Origin of the sequence: Pseudogracilibacillus amylolyticus (SeqCode) (assembly GCF_051918545.1) — a bacterium.
In the GTDB taxonomy this organism is placed as follows: Bacteria; Bacillota; Bacilli; order Bacillales; family Amphibacillaceae; genus Pseudogracilibacillus.
In genome coordinates, this window is record NZ_JBPPZG010000044.1 from 1 (window position 1) to 22,089 (window position 22,089).

Below are 22,089 nucleotides of genomic sequence, written 5' to 3' on the forward strand. Positions count from 1 at the left end.
GGGCAGTCGACTCCTGCGGGAAAAGCACGTGTCCGAAGACCCCGCAGCGGTGTTCTTCCGCGAGGCAGGTTAAGTGCGCGACGTCCTGTCGCAACACCTGCACTTGCACGTCCTGTGCTTCGGAGGCTGAGGCCGTGCCCACGGAAAGCGAACTGCCCGGAGGCGGAAATCAACGGAGCAGTTGCTAGGTTGACCGATAAATTATCAACTTAAGTTACTCAGCTGTTCATGGAAACTAGCTATAAAACTTGGAAAAAAGAAAAGATTTTCTTCCCATCCTCATTTTGAATGGATATTAATTTTTAAGCTTTTCTAACAGCACGAAGTTCATCGATAAATGCATGAGTCTCTTGTGGACTTAATGAACCTGATTTTACAACATGATCATATAAAAATTTCAAATCATCATATCGATTTAAATCGTAATCTTTCTCATCCAGTAAAATGCGATTCGCAACACCCAATTTTTCACCCAATTGTTCAAGAATGTATTTCAAGTTTTCCTGTGACGGTTTATCTAAATTCATTCAAGCACCCCACAATATGTATATAAAAATATATAAAATAGCTTAAATTTAGTTTACAATGATAGATAGAATAAAACAACCTTTTTAAAAAGCATTTCGCTTATACATAGATATGTAACGGTTTTAGTTTTTATCCTAAGGAGAATGATTATGTTTTTAAAACGTTTAGAATCAGTCGGCTTTAAGTCCTTTGCTGAACGTATTCAAGTAGAATTTGTCCCGGGTGTCACCGCAGTTGTGGGACCAAATGGAAGTGGAAAAAGTAATATTATTGATGCTATACGTTGGGTTCTTGGAGAACAATCTGCACGTTCTTTAAGAGGAAAGAAAATGGAGGATATTATCTTCCAAGGAAGTGAAACGAGAAATGCGCTTAATTTTGCAGAAGTAGCGCTCATATTAAACAATCATGATGAAAAGTTACCTATCGACTACAATGAGGTAAATATAACGAGACGTGTTTATCGATCAGGTGAAAGCGAATTTTTCATTAACAAACAACCTTGTCGGTTAAAAGATATTGTTGATTTATTTATGGACACAGGACTTGGACGTGAATCGTTTTCCATTATTGGACAAGGTAAAATCGATGAAATTTTAAGTTCGAAAGCAGAGGAAAGAAGAGCAATCTTTGAAGAAGCGGCAGGAGTATTAAAATATAAACAACGAAAGAATCAAGCACAATTTAAATTAACAGAAACCGAAGACAATTTGGATCGTGTTGAAGATATAATCCATGAAATTGAACAACAAATAGAACCGCTAAAAGAACAAGCGACAACTGCTAAAAAGTATCAGGAGAAAAAAGCAGAATTAAAAAAGGTAGAAATTGCACTTTTAGTTACAGAAATTGAACAACTGCACGTAAATTGGAAACAGTTGTTATCCGAGATTGAAGAAAAAAAACTCATAGAAGTCGAGAAAAAGACAATTATTCAGAAAAGAGAAGCTGCATTAGCAAAAGAACGTCAAGATATACAAAATTTAGAAAGAGAGATTGATGTACTTCAGAATGATTTATTAACATTAACAGAACAATTAGAGCAATTTGAAGGAAAACGGAATGTTTGGAAAGAACGTCTTAAACATTTGCAAGAAAATAAACAAAAGTTACTACAAGAGAAAGAATTAAAAACGGAACGAATCGAACAGGTAAAAAAGCTAATAAAAACAGAGAATGAAAAATTTCAAGCAGTAACCAATCACCTAGAGAAATCGCTCGCAGAGAAGGTGCAATTAGAGAGAAAATTAGCTCAAGGGCTTGATGAATTAAATGAACAAATAGAGGATCTAAAATCGGATTATATCGAGTACTTAAATGAACAAGCTGTTTTACAAAATGATAAACAAACAATAGAAAGTCAATTGGAAAAGGTGGAAAATAAGGCGAATTCGGAATCTCATGATTATCAACATGTTATTGAAAAAGAAGAGAAGTTATCTGCACTTCAAAAAGAAGCGGAAAGTACGATCAAAAAGCTCATAGACAATATTGATCATAATGAACAAGCTCTTTTGCAAGCAGAGGAAAGACTCTCGAAACAACGGGACGAATATGAAGTAATGCAACAAAAATTATATGAAGGAAATGAGCAAATAGCTACCATTACTTCGCGGAAAGAAATGCTGGAAGAAATGAAAGAAAGTTTTCAAGGGTATTTTTATGGAGTAAAAGAGATTCTACAAGCTAGTAAAGAGAATCGATTGGCAAAGATTCATGGTGCAGTAGTAGATTTAATCGATGTTCCTACAGAGTATATGACGGCAATCGATACTATTCTAGGGGCCCAAGCACAACATGTTGTTGTTCCAAACGATCAAGTAGCTCGGGAAGTTATTCAGTGGTTAAAAAAGGAAAACAAAGGTCGAGCCACTTTTTTACCAATTGAATCAATTGAAGCACGAACAATTCCCGACAGGCTGATTAAACAATTAGAAAAACAACCAGGGTTTATTGGCATAGCAAGTGATTTAGTAAATACGGAAGATAAGTACTTAAAAGTAGTTGAACATTTAATGGGTAATGTTATTTTGACAGAAGACTTACGTCATGCGAGCGCTGTTGCCGGGTTAACGAATAGAAGATATCGGATTGTGACATTAGATGGTGATGTTGTTTTCCCAGGAGGTTCGATGTCTGGGGGGGCAAAAAAGAAGGCAAATCAATCTTTGTTTACAAGAGAAAAAGAGATTGTATTATTGTCAGAGAAATTAGAACGTTTTTATACGCGGAGAGATTCCTTTATAGAAGATATGAATAATGTCAAGAATTCAATCCAGCAGCAGGAAGAATGGATAAAACAAAAAGAGGTCCAACAGCAAGAATTAAATGAAACTTTACAAAAAGAACAGAAAAAACAAAATGAATTAGCGATTAAATTGCAATCGGCTACAGATGAATTAGCAACATACCGGTTAAATAATCAGCTGAAAAAAGAAGAAGCATTAAAACTTCGAACAGATTTAAAAAATGTAACAAGTAAATTAGAAGAAATACAGATGAAAATTAAAAATATAGAACAAACAATTGAGAAACTGACTGCTGAACAAGAGGAAATACAAAATAATAAACGAAATATAGAAAATAGATTACATGAATTACAAGTTACCATTGCTGAGCAAGAGGAAAGAAAAAAGAGTTTACTTGAAAGAATAACTAGTTTGAATAGTCAACTTACTGAACAAGAAAATGAATTTAAATCTATTGTTTCTCAACTTAATGAATTAGTGGAAACAGAAAAAGATTCAACCACTGAAACAAAAATTGCCGAAGAAATTGAAAACTGTAAAAATAAACGTGAATATACAGTAAATAATATTGAATTAAAGCAAGCTGATCGTAAACGCAAAATTCAACTAATCGAAGACGAAGAAAGGGAAATTAAGCAATTATATAAATTACATGATACTTTTGTCCAAGAAGTTCAGGAAAAAGAAGTACAAGCGAATCGACTTGACGTAACGTTAGAAAATCACTTGTCTTTTTTACAAACTGAATACATAATTACTTATGAAAAAGCCTCTCAACAATATGAAAAAGTAACAGATATTGAGGCGGCAAAACAAAAGGTGGACGAAATTAAGCGTTCGATCAAACAGCTTGGGACAGTGAACCTAGGTGCAATTGATGAGTATGAGCGTTTATCAGAAAGGTACACATTTTTAACGGAACAAAAGCAAGATTTAGTTGATGCAAAAAATACGCTTTATTCGGTCATTAATGAAATGGATCAAGAAATGACGGAGCGATTTTCCGCGATGTTTTCAGAAATACAGGCTGCATTCACAGTTGTTTTTCAACAATTATTTGGTGGCGGACATGCGGAGCTACAATTAACAGAGCCAGACAATATATTGGAAACTGGTATTGAAATAGTAGCACGACCTCCAGGGAAAAAACTGCGAACGCTCGGTCTTTTATCTGGGGGGGAAAGGGCATTAACAGCAATTGCTCTATTGTTTGCAATATTACGTGCTCGTCCAGTACCGTTCTGTATTTTGGATGAGGTCGATGCAGCTTTAGATGAAGCAAATGTTGAACGGTTTGGAAGTTATTTAAAAAGATTTAGTGAAGAAACACAGTTTATCGTCATTACTCACCGAAAAGGAACAATGGAAGAAGCTGATGCCCTATATGGAGTTACGATGCAAGAGTCTGGAGTTTCAAGACTTGTTTCTGTAAAACTTGAAGATACAACTGACTTAGTCGAAGCGACCTAGAAAAACGAAAGGAAGATACGAAGATGAGTTTTATTAATAAACTTAAAAACAAATTTTTGAAAAATGAGGAAGAAGAAACGGATACGGAAATATATAAGGATGGAATGAAGAAAACCCGTCAGTCGTTTACTGATAAAATTAATGATTTAATGGCTCGTTATAGGCAAGTGGATGAGGAATTTTTCGAGGAACTTGAAGAAGTTCTAATTATGTCAGATGTTGGCGTTATGACCGTGATGGATTTGATTGATGAATTAAAATTCGAGGTTAAAAGGCGAAATATTAAAGATCCAAACGAAGTAAAAGACGTGATCTCGGAAAAATTAGTGGACATCTATTATAACGAAGATGACCAGACAATTGAAAAATTAAATATTCAAGAAAATGAACTTACTGTCATTCTCGTTGTCGGTGTCAATGGTGTAGGTAAAACAACTTCTATCGGTAAATTAGCCGCACAATTAAAAGAAGAAGGTAAAAAAATTGTGTTGGCAGCAGGTGATACGTTTCGGGCTGGCGCTATTGAACAATTAGAAGAATGGGGAAAACGTGCGGATGTAGAAGTGATTAAACAAACAGCAGGAAGTGATCCGGCAGCAGTTATTTTTGATGGAATTAAAGCAGCAAAATCTCGTCAAGCAGATATATTAATTTGTGATACAGCCGGTCGCTTGCAAAACAAAGTGAATTTAATGAATGAACTTGCCAAGATCCAGCGCGTTATTGAACGAGAAGTGCCAAATGCTCCGCATGAAGTGTTACTCGTTTTAGATGCCACTACTGGACAAAATGCAATGAGCCAAGCTAAAACATTTGCAGAAGCGACAAATGTGTCAGGTATCGTACTAACAAAGTTAGATGGAACCGCAAAAGGTGGAATTGTCCTCGCTATACGAAATGAATTACAAATACCTGTAAAGCTCGTTGGATTTGGTGAAGGGATTCATGATTTAAAGAAATTTGATGCTCACAAATTCGTTTATGGCTTATTTGCTGATATGTTAGAAGAGGAAAATGAATAGGACATGACTTAAAGGATGAAATAGATGCTTGAAAAAACGACAAGAATTAATATGTTATATGATTTTTATCATTTGCTTTTAACTAATAAACAAAAAGACTATATGGAATTATACTACCGAGAAGACTATTCTTTAAGTGAGATCGCAGATGAAAGTAACGTGTCAAGACAAGCAGTTTATGATAACATAAAAAGGACAGAACAGTTATTAGAAACATATGAAGAAAAGCTTCAGTTATATAGTAAATTTCAACAGCGTCAAAATCTTTTAACCGAGTTAAAAGAGAAATCCAAACAAGAAAAATTATCAGATCAATTAGTAGAAATAATTGATGCTTTACAGAAAATAGACTAGGAGGACACCTTCTATGGCATTTGAAGGATTACAATCACGTTTACAAGAAACGATAAAGAAAATAACTGGTAAAGGAAAAGTTAGTGAACAAGATGTAAAGATGATGGCAAGAGAAGTACGCCTTGCTTTATTAGAAGCAGATGTTAACTTTAAAGTCGTCAGAAGTTTTATTAATGAAATAAAAGAGCGTGCTGTTGGTCAAGAAGTAATGGAAAGCTTAACACCTGGGCAACAAGTGATTAAAATAGTTCAAGAAGAACTGACGAATTTAATGGGTGGTGAGCAAAGTAAAATTGCAACGAGCGATCGCCCACCTACTGTTATCATGATGTCAGGACTTCAAGGTGCTGGGAAAACAACAACAACGGGAAAACTCGCTAATTTACTACGAAAGCAATATAATAAAAAACCACTTTTAGTTGCTTGTGATATTTATAGACCGGCTGCAATTAAGCAATTGCAGACACTTGGAAAACAATTGGATATCCCTGTATTTGAGATGGGTACGGAAGTAAGTCCAGTTGAAATAAGTAAAAAAGCGATTGAATATGCAAAGGAAGAACATCTAGATTATGTGCTTATTGATACTGCAGGACGTCTCCATATTGACGGCGAATTAATGCAGGAGCTAGCAGATGTTAAAGAAGCGGTGAAGCCAGATGAGATCTTTCTAGTTGTTGATGCGATGACTGGACAAGATGCTGTTAATGTTGCTGAGAATTTTAATGAGCAACTAGATCTTACAGGGGTAGTGCTTACAAAGCTTGATGGAGATACCAGGGGCGGTGCAGCTTTATCTATTAAAGCGGTGACTGATAAACCAATCAAATTTATTGGTACAGGAGAAAAGTTGGATGAACTCGAAGAATTTCATCCAGAACGAATGGCGTCACGAATTCTTGGTATGGGTGATGTCTTAACATTAATCGAAAAAGCCCAAGCGAATATTGATGAAAAACAAGCTCAGCAATTGCAAGAAAAAATGCGCACAATGTCCTTTACATTTGACGATTTTCTTGAACAAATGAGCCAAGTTAAACAAATGGGACCATTAGAGGACCTATTAGCTATGATTCCCGGTGCCAACAAAATGAAAGGTATGAAAAATGTTCAATTTGACGAAAAGCAATTAGTCCATGTAGAAGCGATTATTCAGTCAATGACAAAAGAAGAAAGGCAAGACCCTTCTATAATGAATGCGAGTCGAAAAAGAAGAATTGCTAAAGGCTCTGGCACTAGTGTGTCTCAAGTAAACCGTTTACTAAAGCAATTTAATGATATGAAAAAAATGATGAAACAAATGACGAATATGCAAAAGGGGAAAAAAGGGAAAGGATTCCAATTACCATTTATGTAGACTGTCATGTAAAAACACTTTACAGTCTGTCTATTCCATGTTAATATGTATAATTGTGTTAGATGAAATATAGGAGGTGCAAGATATATGGCAGTTAAAATTCGTTTAAAAAGAATGGGCGCAAAAAGAAAACCTTTTTATCGTATCGTTGTAGCTGATTCTCGTTCACCACGTGACGGACGTTCAATCGAACAAATTGGTACGTATAACCCAGTTTCAGATCCAGTAGCTGTTAAAATTGATGAAGAAAAAGCATTAGACTGGATGTTAAAAGGTGCAAAACCAAGTGATACAGTCCGCAACTTATTCTCAAAAGAAGGTATTATGCAAAAATTTCACGATGCGAAAAATCAAGTAAAGTAGTGTGATTACATGAAACTTTTAATTGAATCAATCGTGACACCGTTAGTCGACCATCCGGAAGATATCGTTGTGAATATGCGGGAAGAAGATAATAAGATTGTCTACCATTTAACTGTTAACGAAAATGATGTTGGTAAAGTTATTGGTAAAAATGGACGAATAGCCAAAGCTATCCGTACCATTGTTTATTCCGCTAGACAAGAAACAAATAAACGCGTTTTTTTAGATATTATGTAATAAAGAAGGGAAAAGGAAGAACTTTTCCCTTCATAAATATTCCTCTTTTTAACTCCGCAATTTAACATACCGTTTTTATAAATAGTTATACATATACTTCTTATAAACAGTCCTTACAATGATTGTCCTTCCTTGCATTTACGTCGAAATCTTAAGAGAGTGAGGCCAAAAGATGCAAATAATTAAACGAGTTCAAATCAAACAAGTAATCACAGAAAAGAGTAAAGAAGAATTACGTAAAAAATTCGAACAAAATAAAATTCAATTAGAACGTGAGTGTCAACAACTATTGTTTGAGCAAAGAAAACTAAAAAATAAACTGAGTAATACTTCTAAGATTGAAATAAAAGAACGATTTGATCAAGAAATTAATAGTCGAAAAGATAAAATAGCAATTATTGATTTTAAATTAGAACAGCTTGAATTACTTGAGATTGGCAGTGAAATCATTGAACAAGAATTCGATGCACTCGTCACTGTTGAAGTTGGCGCTAATTGGGAAGAACTTGTAAGTAAGCAATCGATCGTTATTAAAGATAATATTGTAGAAAGAATTGATTATAAATAAGGTGATTTTATGTTTGTAGTTGGAAAAATAATTAATATACATGGAATTAAAGGTGAAGTAAAAGTACAGCAAATAACAGATTTCCCTGAAAGATTTCATGTTGGAAATACTGTCTTTATTACTGAACAAAATAGTTTGATTCCTTTAAAAATTGACGGATTCCGTACCCATAAAAATAATCTTCTGCTACATTTTGAAGGGTATGATTCGATCGAGGATATAGAGCATTTAAAAGGAAAGGAATTAAAAATTAAAGAAGATCAGCAAGGAAAATTGGGAGAAAATGAATTTTATTATCATGAAATTATTGGATGTAAAGTGATCACAACGGAAAACGAGGAACTAGGAATAATTGAATCAATTCTTTCTCCTGGTGCGAATGATGTGTGGGTCGTTAAGGGGAAAAATAATCAAGAAATTTTAATACCGTATATTGAACCCGTAGTTAAACATGTCAATGTGGCAGAAAAATTGGTTACGATAGAATTAATGGAAGGATTAATCGAATAATGCAAATAGATATATTAACTTTGTTTCCAGAAATAATCGACGGAGCGTTAAATAGTTCGATCTTAAAAAGAGCACATGAAAAAGAACAATTCGATTATAATTTAATTAACTTTCGAGACTTCTCCAAGAATAAACATAAAAAAGTAGATGACTATCCTTATGGTGGAGGAGCAGGAATGGTTTTAACTGCCCAGCCAATATTTGATGCCATTGAATTTGCCAAAAATAAAACACCTTCAACCCCTCGAGTTATTTTAATGTGTCCACAAGGTGAGCGCTATACACAGAAAAAAGCAGAAGAACTTGCCAAAGAAGAGCATCTTATTATCATTTGTGGACATTATGAAGGGTACGATGAAAGAATCCGAGAAGCATTAGTTACGGATGAAATCTCAATAGGAGATTATGTTTTAACGAGTGGTGAAATCGGTGCGCTTGTTGTTGTTGACAGTGTTGTAAGGTTATTACCTAATGTACTTGGCAATGTAGAATCTGCCAAAGAAGATTCTTTTTCAACCGGTTTATTAGAACATCCGCATTATACAAGACCTGCTGAATACAAGGGAATGAAAGTACCCGAAGTACTATTACAGGGCAATCACGCTGAAATTGATTTGTGGAGAATGAAACAGTCACTGAAGCGTACGTACGAAAGAAGACCAGACCTACTAAAAGAAGCTCAATTAAATGATGAACAGCGTCGAATTTTACAAGAATTAAAAAATAAATAATAAAATCTTTACTTGCCTCCATAAAAAAACTTGTTTTTATGGAGGTTTTATGTCATGATATGTGACAAGACATATGTATATTATATGTGGCTAGTATTTAAGTGCGTTGGTTAAAAAGCATGCCTTCTGACAAGGGGGCTATTATTTTCAAACTTTTTGTGAATTATTTCACAAAGGAAAGGGGTATACAATGAATCAGCTTAAATTACGTAGGTTAATAGAAAGATTTTTACTTGAGGATATAGGCAACAGAGATTTAACAAGTGAAGCAATTTTTTCTCCAAATCAAGTTGCAACAGGTGTTTTTACAGCTAAAGAAAGCGGTATTATAGCTGGACTTCCAATTATAAAAGAAGCCTATACGTTACTAGATCCTCATATGGAAGTAGAGCTGCTTATATCTGAAGGAGAAGAAGTGGCTAGTTATGAGCCGCTTGCCCAAGTTAGCGGACCGGTTGGCCATTTATTATCCGGTGAAAGGGTAAGCTTGAACTTAATACAACGGCTGAGTGGCATTGCTACATTAACGAACTTATGTGTTAAGACATTAAACGATCCGAATATCCAATTATGTGATACACGAAAAACAACTCCTGGTCTTGGCATGCTTGAAAAATATGCAGTAAGGATTGGAGGAGGTAAGAACCATCGAAGTGGACTGTATGATGGTGTGTTAATTAAAGATAATCATATTTCTTTATGTGGTTCTATAACGAATGCTGTAACTAGCATACGTAACCAAATTGGACATACGTCTAAAATCGAAGTCGAAGTGGAGACAAAAGAGCAGGTTTTAGAAGCAGTATCTGTCGGAGCGGATATTATTATGTTGGACAATTGTGAACCGAATAAAGTAATAGAGTTCACGGAACTTATTCCACAGTCGATTATCACCGAAGCATCAGGCGGAATTTCTTTACGCAACTTACATGAATATGCAAATACAGGAATCGATTATATTTCGCTAGGATTTTTAACGCATTCTGTTCGATCTTTAGATATAAGTTTAACCGTACAAAACGATTAATTAATAAAACGATGACATTAAATTAGAGTTGAACAATAGGAGGACACATCGTGAAAAAAGTTTATATAACGTCTTTTATAGTAACTATCTTTTTTTGTATATTCATTTCTGGATGTGGCGATGAAAACAATGGAGCAGAAGAGAAAAATATTGAAGAGAATCTAACTATTTTTGGAGGTAGTGTCGGAGGAGTATGGTCTGTGTTTACTGAGGGGGTGGCAGAAGCTATTCGTAAAGAGTATCCTAGTACGTTAATTAGCTCTGTTCCGGGAACTGTTTTTGGTAATCCTGTATCAGTTTCACAAGGTAAAACTGAATTTGCGATATCTGAATCGCTTACTGCTTTTTATGCATATCAAGGATTAGATCCGTTTGAAGAAGAATATGGAAATGTTCGTGCAGTAGCAAGTCTTATTCCAGATAATACATTTCAATTAGTTGCACCACAGTCAGCACCATTTAATTCCGTTCAAGAGATTGCAGAAACTAAATATCCACTTCGTTATTCGCCTGGTGAAAAAGGGGCTTTAGGAGATATTGTTTCAGCTGCTGTGTTCGAAGCTTATGATTTAACGTATGAGAATATTAAGGTTAATGGAGGGGAAGTGAACTTTTTATCAGGGGGAAAGACATTCGAACTAATGACCGATTCTAAAATCGATGGCTTAGGGAAAATGGTACCGATTCCGGCTGGCGATATTATGGAAGCTTCTACGACTATAGACTTAAAATTAATCCCAATTGGTGAAAAAGCGATCGATCATTTGGTGGAGAAATTTGATATGGAACCTTTTACAATTGACGCCGGAAGTTATGAATTCCAAGAGGAAGATTATCTAACCGTTAAAACTCCAACAATCTTAATTACAAATGAAAAAATGGATGAAGAAACTGTCTATCTAGTTACTAAAGCAATATACAACCAATTGGATTATTTACGAAATGTTCATAAAGGGTTTCATTCTGTGAATGATGTAACGATTGCTGAGGTAGGTGCCGTTCCTCTTCACCCAGGTGCTGAAAGATTTTATAAAGAAAATGGATTGATCGATTGAGCTTAATTTGGCTGATATTTAGTAAAAAGATCATGTAATAGGTGGAGATTTATAATGATTCCAACAAAACGGACTAAACGATATACAGCAATTTTCAGGGTTGGTAGTGTTCGAAATTTACGAGGCTGGAAGCGGTATGTATTTATGTGGATCGGCTTCTTGATGGCTTTATATCAAGTATGGATTATTTTGTATCCTAGTTTAGATCCCATCACCGAAATGGCAATTCATCTAGCGTTTATTCTAATATTGACATTTTTTATCTACCGTTTTTCAAGTTTCGAAGAGAGTACCATCGGAGTTTTATTCGATTTACTTTTTATTCTATTTTCGGCCGGTTGTGGAATTTACTATACAGTGCATTCTGATAGAATAGCAACAAGGACTGTAGGTATTGATCAATTAACAGATTGGGATATATTATTTGGTATTCTTTTTATTTTATTATGCATTGAAGCAGCTAGAAGAACAATTGGCTTTGGTATCATTACAATCGCATTAATATTTATTATTTATGCACTTTTTGGACATCATTTGACAGGGATCTGGCACCACCATGAAATGACGAAAACAGAAGTACTAGATCAATTAGCATATAGTTTTAACGGTCTTTGGGGATCACCAATTGCTGTAGCAGCTTCTTTCGTATTTGTCTTCGTATTATTTGGTTCTTTTTTACATTACTCTGGAGCCAGTCAATTTTTCTTTGATTTATCCATAGCTATTGCTGGTAGAACAAAAGGGGGAGCGGCTAAAATTGCAATACTAGCTAGTGCTTTTTTTGGAATGATTTCGGGCAGCCCAACGGCAAATGTAGTTACTACAGGTACTTTTACAATTCCAATGGCGAAAAAAACTGGTTATTCCTCACGATTTGCAGCTGCTGTTGAGGCCTGTGCTTCTACAGGAGGGAGCATACTCCCACCAATAATGGGTTCGTCTGCATTTCTAATGGCAGCAGTTACCGGAATTCCTTATACGTCGATTGCAATTGCTGCAATTTTGCCAGGTATCCTTTATTATTTCTCATTATTCCTTATGGTTCATTTGGAAGCAATCCGAACCAATTTACCTGTGGTTGAAGGGGAAAATATCCCAAAAGTAAAAAAAGTACTTAGAGCAGGTTGGTATCATTTTATTCCATTAATTGTCTTACTTACATTGCTATTAAAAGGAACTAGTCCTTCAAGGTCAGGAATTTATGCAATTATTGTAGTAATTATTATTAGTATGTTTACAAAAAAAGACAAGTTCAGTATTCAAAAGATAATTGCTGCAGCTTCTCACGGTGCTAAAGCAGCCATTCCCATTTCGACTGCATGTGCTTCTGCCGGATTAGTAATCGCTGGTATTATGATAACTGGATTAGCCGGGAAACTAAATAGCATAATTTTAAATATTACTGCAGGTTATCTGCTACCAACGTTACTGCTAGTGATGATTATGTGTATCATATTAGGAATGGGGATGCCGGTCGCAGCGGCTTATATATTAACAGCTATGCTAGCAGCACCAACCTTGATAAACTTAGGAATAAGTGAAATGTCGGCCCATTTATTCATCGTTTATTTCTCAATTATCTCTGCGATTACTCCACCAGTAGCAGTTGCTGCATTTGCGGCGGCTGGTATTGCAAAGGAAAATCCAACGAGAGTAGGTTTTGAAGCAATTCGAATAGGTGCTGCATCTTTAATTATACCTTTTGGATTTATATTCCATGCTTCCTTACTAATGGATGGGACAGTGATAGAAATCGTGTATTCTGTATTCATCACGATGATTAGTCTTTTTGCTTTAAGTTTTGGGATAATAGGTTATATGAATGGTATGTTGAAAGTATATGAACGTATCTTGTTAATTGTTTCCAGCGGTTTGATCATATCTGCGAATATGTTTATAACTATACTCGGTATCATTTTATTACTATTTGTTTATTTTCTTTCAAAAAAAGCATCCCTTCTACTAGGTGGGTTAAACCAAGAAAGAAATTCACTATAACTTTAAGATTGTTTAAGAGGATGTTCAAAAAGTCCGGTGAAAATGACACTGCATTAGGGGAACTTCGACTAAATACCGACACGTCCTGTGTCGAACGTCGAAGTCACCACATCCTGTGGAAACTCGTTGGCTTGTTTCACCGTTCCTTGAAAAAGGAAAGCACTTTTTCTGCGTGCTAGAAGCGTTTCCTTGGAAAAGAAGATCATTTTTCCTGCGTGCCAGATCTTTGCTCATGTATCTAAATACGGCAGGGGATCTTCCGTTAAAACCGCCCACGCCCTGTGGGCAACACGGAAGTCATCACATCCTGTGAAAGCCCGTTGCCGGGAGCTTCGCCGCCTCGAACTTCCGACGCACAGGACGTGCTAGTGTCGGCGTTGCTGACAGTACGTCAGCACCTTTAACCGACGGGTCCTTTTTATCCTCCTTTTTGAACACGAAAATTTAAGAAATAAATTTAATCGTTAAAGCTTTTTATAGTTGTCATCCTTTTTACCTTATGATATATTATATGGTGTGCTTAAAACGTTTAAGCTTTTAAAACGATGTTCCGCTATCTAACTGATAATTGTAGGTAAGAGCATTAGTTTGGAAGGAGTGAAAGTAAGTGCAAGATTTAATTGCAGCTATTACGAAAGATCAATTACGCACCGACCATCCTGATTTTCGACCTGGTGATACGGTAAGAGTTCACGCAAAAGTTGTTGAGGGATCGAGAGAAAGAATTCAGGTATTCGAAGGGATTGTCATTAAAAGACAAAATGGTGGAATTCATGAAACATTTACTGTAAGAAAAATTTCTTACGGTGTAGGTGTTGAACGTACTTTCCCATTACATTCACCACGTGTCGATAAAATTGAAGTAACACGCCGTGGAAGTGTACGTCGCGCTAAATTGTATTATATCCGTAACTTACGTGGTAAAGCAGCGCGTATTAAAGAACGTTTATAAGAATATCAACGATTGAAAAAGGAGCTTTGCGATATGCAGGCTCTTTTTTTAAACACAATTTTAAAGTTGCCAATAATATCCTAACATTTTGGAATAATTATTTATTGGCAAAAGTGAAGCAGCTACATTACAATAATATTAGGGAATGGAGGGGGATAGAAACGTGGCTTATAAAGGAACAAATAATTGGTATGATTGGATTAAAGCTTTTGTTATTGCCCTTTTACTCGCTTTAATTGTACGAAAGTTCTTTTTTTCCCCAATTATTGTCGATGGTCCCTCCATGCAACCAACATTGTATGATCGTGATCAAATGATAGTAAATAAATTTATTTATAATTTTAAGAAACCAGAACGCTTTGATATTGTTATCTTTCATGCTTCAGAGGAAAAAGATTTTATCAAGCGGGTAATTGGTTTACCGGGTGAACATGTGGCAATACAGGATAATAAATTATACATCAACGGAGAAGAAGTTGACCAGCCGTTTCTGCGCCATAATGAAACTACCCCGATCATTTATCCGATTATTACAAATGATTTTTCACTTGAAATGCTGCCTGGTAATCATGAAGTTATTCCAGAAGGATATGTGTTGGTTTTAGGAGATAATCGAAGTAACTCCACTGATAGTCGTTCTATTGGATTAATCAGTATGGATCAGATTGTGGGAAAAACAAATCTTGTTTACTGGCCATTTGAACGAATGCATTTTGTTAGCAGATAAGAAAGTATAAAACTTTCCTACTGCATAAGTGCAACTAAGGCTTTCGCCAAGGCTTGGCGATAAGCCAAGTTTTCTAAAAGAATAGGAGTGGCAATAAATTGATACAATGGTTCCCTGGCCATATGGCGAAAGCAAGAAGAGAAATTGAAGAAAATCTAAAATTAGTTGATGTGGTGATTGAATTAGTCGATGCAAGAGCACCACATGCTTCCATGAACCCTATGTTACAAGAATTAATTCAGAATAAGACGAAAATCATTTTATTAATGAAAAATGACTTAGCTGATCCTGTAAGAACGAAAGAATGGATAGCTTATTTTGAAAAAAAAGCAATTGATTCTTTACCAGTAAATGTAAACGATAAACAAGATATAACAAAAGTGATTAAGTTGGTTAACCAACAAGGGTTAGCACAGCAGAAAAAGCGAATTGAAAAAGGGATTCAAAAAAGGTCTGTACGTGCATTAATTGCTGGTGTTCCTAACGTTGGGAAATCAACATTAATCAATCGTTTAGCAAATAAAAGAATCGCTAAAATTGGGGATAGGCCAGGAGTAACTAAACAACAGCAATGGATAAAAGTAAGAAATCAATTTGAATTACTAGACACTCCAGGAATTTTATGGCCGAAATTTGAAGAAGAATCAATTGGAATGAAATTAGCAGCTATTGGAACAATTAAATATGAATTAGTACCTACACAGGATGTCGCTGCTTTTGTAATCAATTACTTAGATGCAAATTATAGAGAAAACCTGTTTCAACGTTACCACCTAAAGGAACATGAAGATATGTGGGATACATTTGTACATATTGGTAAACAGCGTGGAGCTTTGGAGAGCGGAGGACATGTCAATTTTGATAAGGTCGCTGAAATTGTGTTGCAAGATTTCAGAACAGGACGATTAGGGAAGATTACGTTAGAATCTTCAGCTGATGGTGTGTAAGGCAAATGTCTACACACCATTTTTTTAAAGATTTAGACCTTAGGAGGTAACTATGAAAACAAAACCAATACATAAAATAAAAGAGATGTTGCAATCAGAACACATTGACGATAACATCATTGAACAATTAAGAGGCGATTCACGTAAAGGAGTACAGCGGTTACTCGCAATATATGATAAACAAAAAATGAAGGAAGAAAAACTAAAAAAAGAACTTATCTTAAAGAAACACTTTGAAGACCAGTTTCGGTTAAGTGGAAATGATTTATTAGCAGGAGTTGATGAGGCAGGACGAGGGCCTTTAGCAGGTCCAGTAGTAGCAGCCGCTGTCATCTTGCCTCGTAATTTTGAATACTTAGGAATTGATGATTCTAAACAAATATCGGAAGTTGAAAGAAACGTATTGTATAAACAAATTACTGAAAATGCGATTAGTTACTCGATTTCAGTCGTCCAAGCCCAAGAAATTGACCAACTCAATATTTTTGAAGCGACGAAACAAGCAATGACGAGGGCGTTAGAAAGTCTTGACCCCATTCCGCAAATAGCTTTGATTGATGCAGTGAAGTTAGCGGGGTTAAACTTTCCAACCCAATCCATTATTAAAGGAGACGAGAAAAGTTTAGCAATAGCTGCTGCAAGTATTTTAGCGAAAGTAACTCGAGATAAATTAATGGTAGAACTACATAAAAAATATCCAGCGTATTGTTTTCACAAAAATAAAGGGTATGGTACGAAACAACATCTGACTGCACTTGAAAAGTATGGTCCGACCGGGGAACATCGAAAAAGTTTTTCTCCAGTGCAAATGACATTAAGAAAGGAGTTTTCTTGATGGGGGTATCAGAAGTAAATCGTAATAGGTTCATAACATCTCAAAACAGAGTGTTTGTATTACAAGATGGACAAATCGTGCAAGGAAAAATTGTGAAGTTCTTTCCAAACAATCATGCTGAGATACAAATAGGTACAAATAAACTGATTGCCGAGTTAGCTATTCCACTAAAAGTTGGTGAAAGTTATTTTTTTCAAGTGGAACAACAATTGAATGAATTGATTCATTTAAAAGTACTTAGTAATGAGCATATACGCGGTACTAATTCTGATGCATCTAATTTAATAAAAATGTTAGGATTTCCTCCATCAAAGCAGATGAATAACTTTCTCCAGCAGTTAATTAATGAGAAAGTTCCTTTTGATGTCGATCAGTTAAAGAATGCAATCCGTTTACTTGACCAAAAAGGCTATCATGTAGAAACGATGAATGTAATAAAGGAGATGATGTTACGTCGTTTGCCGATTACAAACGGGGTCTTTCAAGCACTTTATATGACAGAAAATTTCTCACTCACTTCATTAATGAAAGAAGTACTGTCGGAGTTAAAACTAACTTCCACACTGACAGAACAACAAAAGAATTTATATTCGCTTGTTGAACAATTAATGGTACGACCGGAAAAACATTCTTTAGTATCTGATGATGTGTTAAAAAATCTTTTTACATTGTCGGGTGCTCGAAGGATGGACGAAATAATAATTAATCGTAATTTTGAAAGTAGCAATAATACGTTGCAATTTAGTAAACCATTTCTTGATACGCTTTCTAAAATTGTAAAGAAAGAGCCGGAATTAATCACGTTAGCTAATAGGATTTTAACTAGTTTTCCTAATTTACAAACAATGTCATTAACAAATGAGCAATTTTCTAGTTTAAAGAAAATTATGATGGATCAATTGCTTTTACAATTACCTGTCTCATCAAAAGAGTACATTTTGCCTTTTCTGAATCAAAATACAGTGAATAACCAACAACAAATATTTAATATTTTACAAAGTTTGACTAATAAAGTAACGTATCAGACTGGGAAGGAGATCGTAAGAAATGGTCATGTAAGTATGAATTCCTCGATACAAAGTCAGTTTCTTACGTATATACATCAATTTATTAATACAATCGGCCTAACGGATGAGTATATATTAAAAAATAATGTTTCCGAGCAGCAATCTCATTTACATACGATCAAATCTTTTCTGCTTCAAATGGTTCAAGAAACCCCTTCACAAACAAGCGAAAAAGTTCACTCGCTCCTTCACTTTGTCAATGGCATGCAAATACAGTCACTTCAAGAATCAAATCAAATGGTCATTGCGAACCTGCAATTACCAGGAGAAAAATTCGCGTTAAATAAAGATCTGTTTATGCAATTTGAAGGAAGAAAAACACCAGAAGGAAATCTTGATCCCGAGTTTTGCCGAGTGCTTTTTATCCTTCATTTACGGAATTTAGAGGAAACGATTATCGATATGAATATACAGAGAAGGGTTATTTCAGTAACTATTTTTAATGATTTTTCATTTATTAGCCAAGATAATAATATGAACCGACTAAAGCAAGTTTTATCTGAAAATTTACATCAAATGGATTATCATTTATCCTCACTATCTTTTAAATCACTTTATGAGGAAAGGAAGCATGAGCATTTACAATTTCTAACGAAGGAGAGTAACTTATATAAAGAAGGGTTTGATTTTCGCATATGAAGGAAAAAAATAAAAAGGCAGCTGCTTTATCGTATGACCAAAATATAGATTCCTCTCCTAAAGTGACAGCACAAGGAAGAGGCTTAATCGCAGATCAGATTATCGAAAAAGCTAAAGAAAATAATGTACCAGTACTTGAAGATGCTTCATTAGTCGAGCTACTATCTGATTTAAACATTAACGAATCTATACCGCCAGAATTGTATGAAGCTGTGGCAGAAGTATTTGCCTTTGTATATAATTTGGATCAAAAAGTTAAAAAACAATAAGAAAAATGAATCAAGTAAGATAATAATAGCTTATTCTTTGTTTAATTGTATCTTTTTTATTACAATAAGAATGCAGTCATATTTTTGAAACGGAGGCATTTAGATGAACATACATGAGTATCAAGGTAAAGACATATTAAGACAGTATGGAGTAAACGTGCCAAATGGACATGTAGCATATTCCATTGATGAAGCTGTTGAGTATGCGAAACGAATTGGCAGTGATGTAACAGTTGTCAAAGCACAAATTCATGCTGGAGGCCGTGGTAAGGCTGGTGGAGTAAAAGTAGCACATAACTTACATGAAGTAAGAGCATATGCAAAAGAAATTTTGGGAAAAGTGCTCGTTACCCCTCAAACAGGACCAGAAGGAAAAGAAGTAAAGCGTCTCTTAATTGAAGAAGGATGTAATATCGATAAAGAATATTATCTCGGTCTCGTACTCGATCGTAATATTTCAAAGATTGTTCTTATGGGTTCTGAAGAGGGTGGAATGGAAATTGAGGAAGTAGCTGCAAAAACACCCGAGAAAATCTTTAAAGAAGTAATTGATCCAGCGATTGGATTAACTGGATTTCAGGCAAGAAGACTTGCTTTCAATTTAAACTTTCCTAACAAAGTAATTAATAAAGTTGCTAATTTAATGGTAAATCTATATAAAGCTTTTATTGAAAAAGACTGTATGGTAGCTGAAATTAACCCTCTTGTAACAACAAAAGAAGGGGACGTATTAGCACTTGATGCGAAGATGAATTTTGATAGTAACGCATTATATCGTCAAAAAGATGTTTTAGAATTACGTGATTTAGACGAAGAAGATCGCAATGAAATTGAAGCATCAAAATATGATTTAAGTTATATCCAGCTTGATGGAGACATTGGATGTATGGTTAATGGGGCTGGTCTTGCTATGGCCACAATGGACATTATTAAGTATGAAGGTGGAAACCCAGCAAACTTTTTAGATGTCGGTGGAGATGCTACCCCTGAAAAAGTAGCAGAAGCATTTAAGATTATTTTATCAGATCCAAAAGTTAAAGGTATTCTAGTTAACGTGTTTGGTGGAATTATGAAATGTGACTATATTGCTCAAGGAATTATTTCAGCAACAAAACAATTTGATTTAAAAATTCCTCTAGTCGTTCGTTTAGAAGGAACGAATGTCGAAAAAGGAAAGAAATTATTAAATGATTCTGGTTTAAATATTACCGCAGCTGATTCGATGGGTGATGGAGCAGAAAAGATCGTTAATATGGTAAAAGAAGCTGTAAAATAATCGCAAGTGTTCCACCAGACTAAAAGCGTCACATCCTGCACCTAGACTTACTCGGTGAATAAACATTGTGATTACGTCTGGAATAGCACTTCATGTGGTCAAAATTTGTGTTAGTTACTGAACACTGGAGTTAGATAATAGGTAAAAGAGACAGAAAGGACGTTTTGCAAAAATGAGTATTTATGTCGATAAAGATACGAAAGTAATTGTGCAAGGAATTACAGGTTCTGCGGGTATGGATCACACAGAACAAATGTTGAAATATGGTACAAAAATTGTAGGTGGAGTGACCCCTGCAAAAGGTGGGACTACCGTATTAGGTGTACCTGTTTTTAATACGGTGGAAGATGCTGTTAAAACTACAGGTGCGACTGTATCCATTATTTATGTCCCAGCTCCATTTGCAGCCGATGCAATTATGGAAGCAACTGATGCGGGTATTGAACTCGCAATCTGTATTACTGAACATATTCCAATTACAGATATGATTAAAGTAAAAGATTATATGAAAGATAAAAATACAAGATTAATTGGGCCAAATTGTCCTGGTGTTATTACTGCCGAAGAATGTAAAATTGGAATTATGCCTGGATATATTCATAAAAAAGGACATATTGGAGTTGTATCTCGTTCAGGAACATTAACATACGAAGCGGTACATCAACTATCTGAAGCAGGATATGGTCAAACTACAGCAGTAGGAATTGGGGGAGACCCAGTCAATGGAACATCGTTTATTGATGTGTTAGAAGAGTTTAATAACGACCCAGAAACATATGCTGTTATGATGATTGGTGAAATCGGCGGAACTGCTGAAGAACAGGCAGCTAAATGGATCAAGGAAAATATGAAAAAGCCAGTAGCCGGATTTATCGGTGGGGCAACAGCACCTCCAGGAAAAAGAATGGGACACGCAGGAGCAATTATTTCCGGCGGCGAAGGGACAGCGAAAGAAAAGAAACGTGTTATGGCCGAATGTGGTATTAAAGTAGCTGAATCACCTGCAAAAATGGGTGAGACGATGATAAGTTTATTACAAGAGACAGGCCTAGCAGAAAAATGTAAAACACATTAGAAAAGTGGAAGGTCACCTTACAGGATTAGCGTGTGACATCTTGTGCATTGTACCGATCTAAAAAAGAATATCTTAACAAAATAAGAATATTTTGTTAAACTATACATCATGGAGAACCTAACTTATAGGTTCTCCTATTAATATAAAAAAGGAAGTGAATAATTGAAATCTGTTCGTAGAAGATTAATATTATTACATCGTATTCCGTCTGTTACCCGTCGAATGATATATAAATTAGAACAATTTGACGACTCATTATTAAGCCTCTTTTCCTTCACTCCTTCAGAAATAAGTCAATTCTTTTCCATATCCATCAAGGAAGCAACCCTAATTTATCAACAGATTCGAAATGTAGAAATAAAATCAATTCTTAATGAAGATGAAAAGTTATGTCATATAGTTACGAAATATGATAAAGAATACCCTCCTTTATTGAAAAATATTCATGATGCACCTCTTGTTCTATACGCATTAGGAGATCTATCATTAGTTCACCATTTACCATCCATTAGTGTTATAGGAACGAGAAAACCTACATTAGATGCTCCTAGAAAGTTACGACATATCATTGGGCCATTACTAGATAAAAATTGGTTAATTGTAAGTGGACTTGCTTATGGAATTGATAGTTTAGCACATCAACTTACTCTTCAGTATAAACGGAAAACGATATCCATATTAGGAAGTGGCTTTTATCATATTTATCCGAAACAAAATATATCGTTGTTTAAACAAATTGTAAAAAAAGGATTAGTTTTGACCGAATATCCACCAAATACTCCACCTAAGCGACATCATTTCCCGGAAAGAAACCGGATCATAAGCGGTATAAC

Annotated in this window: 22 protein-coding genes; 21 read left to right on the forward strand and 1 reads right to left on the reverse strand. The window is 35.2% G+C overall.

Features of this window, described 5'->3' with window-relative positions; all coding sequences use genetic code 11:
* Positions 1-302: 302 nt before the first annotated feature.
* The gene (locus ACPYKA_RS07090; protein ID WP_479541648.1) at positions 303-527 is read right to left on the reverse strand and encodes a DUF1128 domain-containing protein; all 225 of its coding nucleotides are present in this window, start codon (positions 525-527) and stop codon (positions 303-305) included.
* A gap of 150 nt (positions 528-677) precedes the next feature.
* On the opposite strand from ACPYKA_RS07090, the gene smc reads away from it, so the two are divergent.
* The 21 genes from smc to ACPYKA_RS07195 all read left to right on the forward strand — a co-directional run.
* Positions 678-4,247 carry a chromosome segregation protein SMC gene (gene smc / locus ACPYKA_RS07095; protein WP_479541649.1) on the forward strand — a complete coding sequence of 1,190 codons (3,570 nt, stop codon included), beginning with the start codon at positions 678-680 and terminating at the stop codon, positions 4,245-4,247.
* Between the two features lie 23 nt (positions 4,248-4,270).
* Complete coding sequence (gene ftsY / locus ACPYKA_RS07100; RefSeq protein WP_479541650.1) at positions 4,271-5,269, forward strand: signal recognition particle-docking protein FtsY; 999 nt, start codon at positions 4,271-4,273, stop codon at positions 5,267-5,269.
* Between the two features lie 24 nt (positions 5,270-5,293).
* Positions 5,294-5,623, forward strand: coding sequence for a putative DNA-binding protein (locus tag ACPYKA_RS07105; protein WP_479541651.1), 330 nt, complete (start codon positions 5,294-5,296; stop codon positions 5,621-5,623).
* Between the two features lie 13 nt (positions 5,624-5,636).
* Positions 5,637-6,980, forward strand: coding sequence for a signal recognition particle protein (gene ffh / locus ACPYKA_RS07110; RefSeq protein WP_479541652.1), 1,344 nt, complete (start codon positions 5,637-5,639; stop codon positions 6,978-6,980).
* A gap of 87 nt (positions 6,981-7,067) precedes the next feature.
* Positions 7,068-7,343, forward strand: coding sequence for a 30S ribosomal protein S16 (gene rpsP / locus ACPYKA_RS07115; protein ID WP_479541653.1), 276 nt, complete (start codon positions 7,068-7,070; stop codon positions 7,341-7,343).
* A gap of 9 nt (positions 7,344-7,352) precedes the next feature.
* Positions 7,353-7,580 carry a KH domain-containing protein gene (locus ACPYKA_RS07120; RefSeq protein ID WP_479541654.1) on the forward strand — a complete coding sequence of 76 codons (228 nt, stop codon included), beginning with the start codon at positions 7,353-7,355 and terminating at the stop codon, positions 7,578-7,580.
* 172 nt (positions 7,581-7,752) lie between these two features.
* Positions 7,753-8,148 (forward strand): YlqD family protein, encoded by a 396-nt coding sequence (locus ACPYKA_RS07125; protein WP_479541655.1) that lies wholly within the window; start codon positions 7,753-7,755, stop codon positions 8,146-8,148.
* A gap of 9 nt (positions 8,149-8,157) precedes the next feature.
* Complete coding sequence (gene rimM, locus ACPYKA_RS07130) at positions 8,158-8,658, forward strand: ribosome maturation factor RimM (RefSeq protein WP_479541656.1); 501 nt, start codon at positions 8,158-8,160, stop codon at positions 8,656-8,658.
* Positions 8,658-9,389, forward strand: coding sequence for a tRNA (guanosine(37)-N1)-methyltransferase TrmD (gene trmD / locus ACPYKA_RS07135; protein ID WP_479541657.1), 732 nt, complete (start codon positions 8,658-8,660; stop codon positions 9,387-9,389). Before rimM ends, trmD begins: the two co-directional genes overlap by 1 nt.
* Before the next feature lie 190 nt (positions 9,390-9,579).
* A complete protein-coding gene (nadC, locus tag ACPYKA_RS07140; RefSeq protein WP_479541658.1) occupies positions 9,580-10,416 on the forward strand; it encodes a carboxylating nicotinate-nucleotide diphosphorylase in 837 nt (278 codons plus the stop codon).
* Between the two features lie 50 nt (positions 10,417-10,466).
* Entirely contained in the window at positions 10,467-11,471 is a 1,005-nt protein-coding gene (locus tag ACPYKA_RS07145) for a TAXI family TRAP transporter solute-binding subunit (protein WP_479541659.1), read from the forward strand.
* 54 nt (positions 11,472-11,525) lie between these two features.
* Entirely contained in the window at positions 11,526-13,469 is a 1,944-nt protein-coding gene (locus tag ACPYKA_RS07150; RefSeq protein WP_479541660.1) for a TRAP transporter permease, read from the forward strand.
* Between the two features lie 607 nt (positions 13,470-14,076).
* Positions 14,077-14,421 (forward strand): 50S ribosomal protein L19, encoded by a 345-nt coding sequence (rplS, locus tag ACPYKA_RS07155; protein WP_479541661.1) that lies wholly within the window; start codon positions 14,077-14,079, stop codon positions 14,419-14,421.
* 145 nt (positions 14,422-14,566) lie between these two features.
* A complete protein-coding gene (gene lepB, locus ACPYKA_RS07160) occupies positions 14,567-15,148 on the forward strand; it encodes a signal peptidase I (RefSeq protein WP_479541662.1) in 582 nt (193 codons plus the stop codon).
* A gap of 98 nt (positions 15,149-15,246) precedes the next feature.
* Complete coding sequence (gene ylqF / locus ACPYKA_RS07165) at positions 15,247-16,095, forward strand: ribosome biogenesis GTPase YlqF (protein ID WP_479541663.1); 849 nt, start codon at positions 15,247-15,249, stop codon at positions 16,093-16,095.
* Positions 16,096-16,147: 52 nt separating this feature from the next.
* A complete protein-coding gene (locus ACPYKA_RS07170; RefSeq protein ID WP_479541664.1) occupies positions 16,148-16,930 on the forward strand; it encodes a ribonuclease HII in 783 nt (260 codons plus the stop codon).
* Positions 16,930-18,636 carry a hypothetical protein gene (locus ACPYKA_RS07175; RefSeq protein ID WP_479541665.1) on the forward strand — a complete coding sequence of 569 codons (1,707 nt, stop codon included), beginning with the start codon at positions 16,930-16,932 and terminating at the stop codon, positions 18,634-18,636. The genes ACPYKA_RS07170 and ACPYKA_RS07175 overlap by 1 nt, the downstream gene beginning before the upstream one ends.
* On the forward strand, positions 18,633-18,905 hold the full coding sequence (locus ACPYKA_RS07180) for an EscU/YscU/HrcU family type III secretion system export apparatus switch protein (RefSeq protein ID WP_479541666.1): 273 nt from the start codon (positions 18,633-18,635) through the stop codon (positions 18,903-18,905). The genes ACPYKA_RS07175 and ACPYKA_RS07180 overlap by 4 nt, the downstream gene beginning before the upstream one ends.
* Positions 18,906-19,008: 103 nt before the next feature.
* Positions 19,009-20,181: an ADP-forming succinate--CoA ligase subunit beta gene (sucC, locus tag ACPYKA_RS07185; protein WP_479541667.1), complete on the forward strand. Its 1,173-nt coding sequence runs from the start codon at positions 19,009-19,011 to the stop codon at positions 20,179-20,181.
* Positions 20,182-20,353: 172 nt separating this feature from the next.
* Positions 20,354-21,256 carry a succinate--CoA ligase subunit alpha gene (sucD, locus tag ACPYKA_RS07190; RefSeq protein ID WP_479541668.1) on the forward strand — a complete coding sequence of 301 codons (903 nt, stop codon included), beginning with the start codon at positions 20,354-20,356 and terminating at the stop codon, positions 21,254-21,256.
* A 162-nt stretch (positions 21,257-21,418) separates the two neighbouring features.
* A partial coding sequence (locus ACPYKA_RS07195; RefSeq protein WP_479541669.1) for a DNA-processing protein DprA occupies positions 21,419-22,089 on the forward strand: 671 nt, incomplete at its 3' end.

What these genes read in the sequence shown, in the direction of transcription:
- nadC (WP_479541658.1), top strand. Translation starts at nt 9,580, where the DNA reads ATGAATCAGCTTAAATTACGTAGGTTAATAGAAAGATTTTTACTTGAG.
- ACPYKA_RS07170 (WP_479541664.1), top strand. Translation starts at nt 16,148, where the DNA reads ATGAAAACAAAACCAATACATAAAATAAAAGAGATGTTGCAATCAGAA.
- ACPYKA_RS07175 (WP_479541665.1), top strand. Translation starts at nt 16,930, where the DNA reads ATGGGGGTATCAGAAGTAAATCGTAATAGGTTCATAACATCTCAAAAC.
- ACPYKA_RS07120 (WP_479541654.1), top strand. Translation starts at nt 7,353, where the DNA reads ATGAAACTTTTAATTGAATCAATCGTGACACCGTTAGTCGACCATCCG.
- ACPYKA_RS07180 (WP_479541666.1), top strand. Translation starts at nt 18,633, where the DNA reads ATGAAGGAAAAAAATAAAAAGGCAGCTGCTTTATCGTATGACCAAAAT.
- ACPYKA_RS07090 (WP_479541648.1), bottom strand. Translation starts at nt 527, where the DNA reads ATGAATTTAGATAAACCGTCACAGGAAAACTTGAAATACATTCTTGAA.
- lepB (WP_479541662.1), top strand. Translation starts at nt 14,567, where the DNA reads ATGGAGGGGGATAGAAACGTGGCTTATAAAGGAACAAATAATTGGTAT.
- ftsY (WP_479541650.1), top strand. Translation starts at nt 4,271, where the DNA reads ATGAGTTTTATTAATAAACTTAAAAACAAATTTTTGAAAAATGAGGAA.
- ACPYKA_RS07150 (WP_479541660.1), top strand. Translation starts at nt 11,526, where the DNA reads ATGATTCCAACAAAACGGACTAAACGATATACAGCAATTTTCAGGGTT.
- smc (WP_479541649.1), top strand. Translation starts at nt 678, where the DNA reads ATGTTTTTAAAACGTTTAGAATCAGTCGGCTTTAAGTCCTTTGCTGAA.
- sucD (WP_479541668.1), top strand. Translation starts at nt 20,354, where the DNA reads ATGAGTATTTATGTCGATAAAGATACGAAAGTAATTGTGCAAGGAATT.
- ffh (WP_479541652.1), top strand. Translation starts at nt 5,637, where the DNA reads ATGGCATTTGAAGGATTACAATCACGTTTACAAGAAACGATAAAGAAA.
- sucC (WP_479541667.1), top strand. Translation starts at nt 19,009, where the DNA reads ATGAACATACATGAGTATCAAGGTAAAGACATATTAAGACAGTATGGA.
- ACPYKA_RS07125 (WP_479541655.1), top strand. Translation starts at nt 7,753, where the DNA reads ATGCAAATAATTAAACGAGTTCAAATCAAACAAGTAATCACAGAAAAG.
- ACPYKA_RS07105 (WP_479541651.1), top strand. Translation starts at nt 5,294, where the DNA reads ATGCTTGAAAAAACGACAAGAATTAATATGTTATATGATTTTTATCAT.
- trmD (WP_479541657.1), top strand. Translation starts at nt 8,658, where the DNA reads ATGCAAATAGATATATTAACTTTGTTTCCAGAAATAATCGACGGAGCG.
- rimM (WP_479541656.1), top strand. Translation starts at nt 8,158, where the DNA reads ATGTTTGTAGTTGGAAAAATAATTAATATACATGGAATTAAAGGTGAA.
- rpsP (WP_479541653.1), top strand. Translation starts at nt 7,068, where the DNA reads ATGGCAGTTAAAATTCGTTTAAAAAGAATGGGCGCAAAAAGAAAACCT.